Consider the following 5361-nt stretch of genomic DNA (forward strand, 5'->3'; position numbering starts at 1 on the left):
TTCTTTCAAGGAGAGGTAATTATTCATTATTCATTATTCATTATTCATTGTTGAATATTCCCTATTCAAGTAGCGCCATAACATTCTTTTTTTAAATTGATATTATAATCTTCAATTTTTGTACTAAAAAAATATTTCTCAGCAGATGAAAACAATTTATGCTGGAACATTTATTAATACCCTAGAGTTTTGTTTACGAGTACTTAACCAATCTCTACTAGGCTGAAATACTGGAGAATGACTTAATAGTATTGATTCTAGGTCAGGCATTTCTTCCCGACATCGCGGACAATACCAGTAAATACTATTATGACGTGCATGACGTAGTAATGTTGTAGAGCAGCAAGGACAAGTGTGCATAATATACCTCAAATTTATGTTAAAAATATGACAAGTTTTAAAAACAAACATCTAACAAATAGCAGATCGTTTCATCGGGGTAATTAAAATAAGACTAAATATTGAAACCTTGTATCTACATAGATAGATTTAGCTACAAAAATCATAAAAATTATGTTAAAAAGGTTGAAATAAGCTTATTTTAATTAATTTATATCTTCGCTATCTAGTGAATAAACTTTGTAAAAACAGAATAAACTGAACACTATGAAAAGCTGAAAAATTAATGGAGAGCAAGCAAAACCCCAGAATAAACTGATTAATCCCGTTAATATAGCTAAAATCAAAGATATGTCTTCAGAGGTGTGCTTATAAATTAATGCAGAGCTCACAGAAAGAGTTAATAGAATTATATAAACTGATTGCACTTATCCGTTCTCCAAATGCAAATTTGATATTTAGATCTCAGCTTTTAGGTTAAATTGTTAACCTTACTAAGTAAGTTAATCTATAAATATGAAGAACTTGTGAAGATAGAGATAATTGTCACAAAAGTTGACACTAGAATTGCAATTCTAAATTATTTGTAAAGAAATAAAAAAATATAGCGCTACACAAATAGGGTGCGGACATTCCTCTTTTTCTTATTCTCTACCCTCTACTCCCTACTCCTTTTTCACTCAAATTTATTGTCAAACGCTAAAGAAGGTACTGCTATAGATTGAAAGTCTAGAACTCTTATCCCTTTTTCTGTGGCTTTTTGATTATTCCCTTTTTGCCAGATATTTTACACAACCGTACCAATAGGCATCTCCAGAAAAGAGGGAATAGGGCGAAATAATTAATGATTTCTGTATGATAATTAATTTTATTTTTTATTATTGGAGATGTCTAATGAAATGCTAAATCTAGATTTAAGTAGGTAGGTGTTAAAATTTATAGTTAGATGAAGGCAGGAGGCAGAGGGCAGTAGGAGCTGAAAGGAATAGGTTTCAAAACTACTTTACTTTTTGTTACATACTTATTTTTTTTCGTGCCTACCTTACCTACTTATACCTATATCTTCATCTGTTATGGAATAAAAAGAACATCTTAATTGATAGTAGGAAAGAAAGATATGTAGCAAATATTATTAGACTATTCGATACTTGAGAGTAATTTGCGACTTAATACGGATATTTTCCTGAAATATAGCAGTCTAAGGAAAGGACACAGATATATAAAAAGCTTAAAGCTCAGACAACGCAATATTTTTCCTTCTTCCTTCTGCTATATCTACATCTTTAATCTTTTATTTAAGATTTCAAGCAGCAAAATATATTATTTTTTATTTCAAGAAAGCCGGAAATAATTATAATTTTTTTAGAAATAGGAATTAATATTACTTTAATACTAGCATAAATAACAAGAAAATCAGACAAAAAAACATGAAAGAAAAAGCTTAAATTAGTATTTGAGCGTATCATTTGAGTAAATTCTCTAGGGTAGATATAATTTTTGAATACAAATAAAAATTATCAAAGTTCAGTAAGACTGCTGTTGAAGCATTAGTTTTTACTATCTATGATCGTATTAGAACATCTAGAATACCTGAATAGGTCATTATGTATAGATGTAACCATTAGATTTATTCAAAAAAAATCGCAATATAAACTATGAAAGATCAATTCACTCAAACTAATGTAGCGAGAATTCTAGGAGTATCTTTTCAGAGGGTTCATACTCTTAGAATTAGGAATAAAATTCAGTTTTATTGGGATGCAAACTTAAAGGCTTGGGTAACATCAGAGGAGCATCTTCAAAAATATCTAACTGAAAGAGGAAAAAGAGTAAATTTATCATCTCATAAATAATAAAATTGGAAATACAAAACTACTAAAAAAAGGAGACTAAATCAGCATCCTTTTCCAGAATTATTAACAATAATAGTGCGGTATTACTATTAGGATAACATTACTTATGTTGAATTTGAAGCAGCGAATATTTGATACAAATGTATGTTGTATGTTGCAAACAAGTAATTAAGGACAAGAAACTTGGTAACTATCACTTTGTTAAGAGACAGAAAAAATAGGCAAATCAAAGTAATGCCTATTTTTCTATTTCTTTTAACTTATCAAATATACTTTTCCTAGATCTAGATCGTAATAACCTCCTACAACTTTTAATTTTTTTTCCTGAACTAACTGGGTAATCACTGTAGAAAAATTGATAATTTTTATTTGTTCCATTATATTAGCTTTAACAGCACTTTCTATAGAATATCCATCTCTACCTTTAGCAATTTCTACAGCAGGCTTAATAACCGTTACTACCGATCGCCCTTATTGCACTTTATACGGCAGAGATGAATGGTGCAGATTGATTTTCAGATCGCCGTTTTCATCACGAATATAACCCAAAGTGTATTCTGCCTTGATCTCGCTACCGTCTGTTTTGGTGAAAAAATACTCACCCATCGAGACGCCTGTATCGCAGTGGGTAATAATTCCTTCATTCTCAAAGCGCACATTGTTATAGGGCGCAAGAGCAAAACCCTTATCTTCGCTGATGCTGCCGCCGACAAAATAAGACAAAGCCTCTTTCTCCGTACCTCTGAATGGCTCATTACTGGCCAGTGTTGGTTTGAACAAAACTGTACCAATATCATAAGCATAAAGCCTGTCAAGAGTACTTTGTGCTTCTACTTCTGGGTTTTCTGCCTTGCCAATGGCGACAATGGCTTTGCCCCAACTTTCCTGTGCAGCTAGAACATCGTTTTCTGTGACAGGATTTTCGCATGGCGCAGCTTGTATCGTTGACGTAGATGGAAGGTTTGTGCAACCAGCTATTGTGGTTACTGTAGATAGGATTAAAAGTGCAAAGAAATGTGGTTTCATGGTCATCTTTTTCTTTTATAGGACTAGGCGTTAATAGGTTAACCTATTTCCGCTTACAAGGCTACAAGGAGTACAGACAATTTTCTTGAGAAAGTTGCTGAAATTGTTCATCATTTCTGGATAATTAGCCAAGGAAATTTAAGGTTTTTCGTTCGTATAAATACTTTGATAATTAGACATCTCCAGAAAAGAGGGAGTAGGGAGTAGGGAGTAAGGGGAAATAATTGATAATTTATGTACCATAATTGATTTTATTTTTGATTATTGGAGATGTCTATTAGGGTTTGTGCTTCACTAGTCTTTTTGCCAAGGCAGGGAGTAGGCAGTAGTTAAGAGTCAAGAGTTGGAGGGAGTTATAGAGTAGGTACTCAGAAAAATTATCTCAAGATTGTTATGCCCGACACTTGTCCGCAAATACTAACTTTCTGAGCCATCTATGCCGAAAATATGATCTTTTTTTCACTCCTTAAATGCTACAACTAATATAGCAATGAGCGCTGGTATATTTACAAATTGCAGGATTTGCCCAATAGCTAAAAGTCTTATGTTATCGGCAATTTATTCCCTCTGTTGCCAGATGAGCTGTTGCCTGTTGCCTGCGCACAGCGCTATATCAGTCAATCCTTTCATCTTTAATTAGCAAGCCCTGTTTATAGCAAAGAACAAGTTGGTGTTTGACTTATATTAGACATCTCCGGAAAAGAGGCAGTAGGCAGTAGGGAGTAGGGAGTAGGGAGTAGGGAGTAGGGGGAAAGAATTGATAATTTATGCGCGATAATTGATTTGATTTTTTATTGTCGGAGATGTCTATTGATTATAAATCTCAGACTAGAGAAAAACTTTTCCCACTTTGGCCTATTTCCTGTCACCTGTTAACGATAATCTTGGCGCTGAATATCTCGCAACCGAGCTTCTGGTCGCTTAAACCTATCTAGTTGTGCTTCAAAAAATGCACGATTTGCTTTTAAATGTTCTAAGTCTGGGTCATCTAAAGGATGTAATGTTGCCTGTCTTAATGCCTGAATAACTGCTGAAGTTACACAATACATTGAGCGTTGAAAAGTAATTCCTAACTGAATCAACATATCATCTTTGCCCCGACAATATTGTTTGTAATAATCAACTAAAAATGATGGTAAAAAATGCAGCATATCCTGCATTAATAATGTGGGAGGGATACCAGCATTTCCCACTGGAAAAACATCTGCATAAAGAATGCCATAATGAAAGTCTTTTTGATTTTCTGGCACCTGTTTTGCCTGAGCATTATAAGACTTAGTACCACGGAAAGGTGCAGTGCGATAAAACACAGCTTCTACATAAGGTAAAGCAGCTTCAAATAACCAAGTAAAACCACAAGATTTGGGAATAATTTCATGTAACTCACCTCGAATATAAACATGATGATAAATTGGGCGCTCTGCTGCAGCAAAAATTCCATTTACTAGAAAATTCATTGCCTCTGGAACACTAGTTAATTTCCCTTCATTATATAAATCAAACATTTCAAAAAAAACAGCAGCCATTACTTCCCAAAATAAACCAAGATTGCTGTAATAAGAAAGTTGTCTGACTTGTTCGATAAACATTTCTGGGAATAATTTATACAAGCCTAACATAACAGGATTTCCTTGAAAATAAGCATTAATTGCTTTATCTGCTGCAGCCTGATATTCAGGAGTATCTAAATAAGGGTCAAATTTACCTCCCATTTCCCGATGCCAAAACATTGCCCGCATACAAGCTTCGGCAAATTCCATATTAATTCTGTCATGCCATAAATGATGTAATAATTTTGACTTTTTGCCAGTTTCTCCCTTTTCAATAAATGCTAAAAGTTCTGGATGAGCTGTTGCTTCCCCGCGCCAAACTCTTAAGTCTGCATCATCGCCTGCATAGTGATTATGAAGTTCTAAATATTCTTTTGGTAGGAAGTATTTAAAGAAGGGTAAGGGGTTTAAAAATACTCGTTCGGCAATATAAAGTAAGTCCCGCCAATAGAAATCCATTGGTACTGCATAAGCTTTATAAATACCGATAATTTGCATTAGGTTTTCTGGGGTATCTGGTAGCATTGCTCCACCTGCTTCGAGGCGGTGAATAATTTCGGCAAATTCATGTTGAGAGGGTGGAAGTTTTGTTT

General features: G+C 33.8%; 5 protein-coding genes. 1 reads left to right on the forward strand and 4 read right to left on the reverse strand.

Annotated features, from left to right (window positions below; translation table 11 throughout):
* Positions 1-156: 156 nt before the first annotated feature.
* Complete coding sequence (locus tag AC3DU7_RS16430; protein WP_488040404.1) at positions 157-360, reverse strand: TFIIB-type zinc ribbon-containing protein; 204 nt, start codon at positions 358-360, stop codon at positions 157-159.
* Positions 361-1994: 1634 nt separating this feature from the next.
* Between AC3DU7_RS16430 and AC3DU7_RS16435 the strand changes: the two genes are divergently transcribed.
* Entirely contained in the window at positions 1995-2192 is a 198-nt protein-coding gene (locus tag AC3DU7_RS16435) for a hypothetical protein (protein ID WP_488040405.1), read from the forward strand.
* A gap of 255 nt (positions 2193-2447) precedes the next feature.
* Here the strand turns inward: AC3DU7_RS16435 and AC3DU7_RS16440 are convergent, their stop codons facing one another.
* The 3 genes from AC3DU7_RS16440 to AC3DU7_RS16450 all read right to left on the reverse strand — a co-directional run.
* Positions 2448-2642, reverse strand: coding sequence for a carbonic anhydrase (locus AC3DU7_RS16440; protein ID WP_488040410.1), 195 nt, complete (start codon positions 2640-2642; stop codon positions 2448-2450).
* A gap of 21 nt (positions 2643-2663) precedes the next feature.
* Positions 2664-3224: a hypothetical protein gene (locus AC3DU7_RS16445; protein WP_488040406.1), complete on the reverse strand. Its 561-nt coding sequence runs from the start codon at positions 3222-3224 to the stop codon at positions 2664-2666.
* An 866-nt stretch (positions 3225-4090) separates the two neighbouring features.
* The coding region (locus AC3DU7_RS16450) for a CO2 hydration protein (RefSeq protein ID WP_488040407.1) at positions 4091-5361 on the reverse strand (1271 nt) is incomplete at its 5' end.

The sequence above is a fragment of the Okeania sp. genome (assembly GCF_983059655.1).

Coding starts and splice junctions, on each gene's coding strand:
- AC3DU7_RS16445 (WP_488040406.1), bottom strand. CDS start 3,224: ATGACCATGAAACCACATTTCTTTGCACTTTTAATCCTATCTACAGTA.
- AC3DU7_RS16435 (WP_488040405.1), top strand. CDS start 1,995: ATGAAAGATCAATTCACTCAAACTAATGTAGCGAGAATTCTAGGAGTA.
- AC3DU7_RS16430 (WP_488040404.1), bottom strand. CDS start 360: ATGCACACTTGTCCTTGCTGCTCTACAACATTACTACGTCATGCACGT.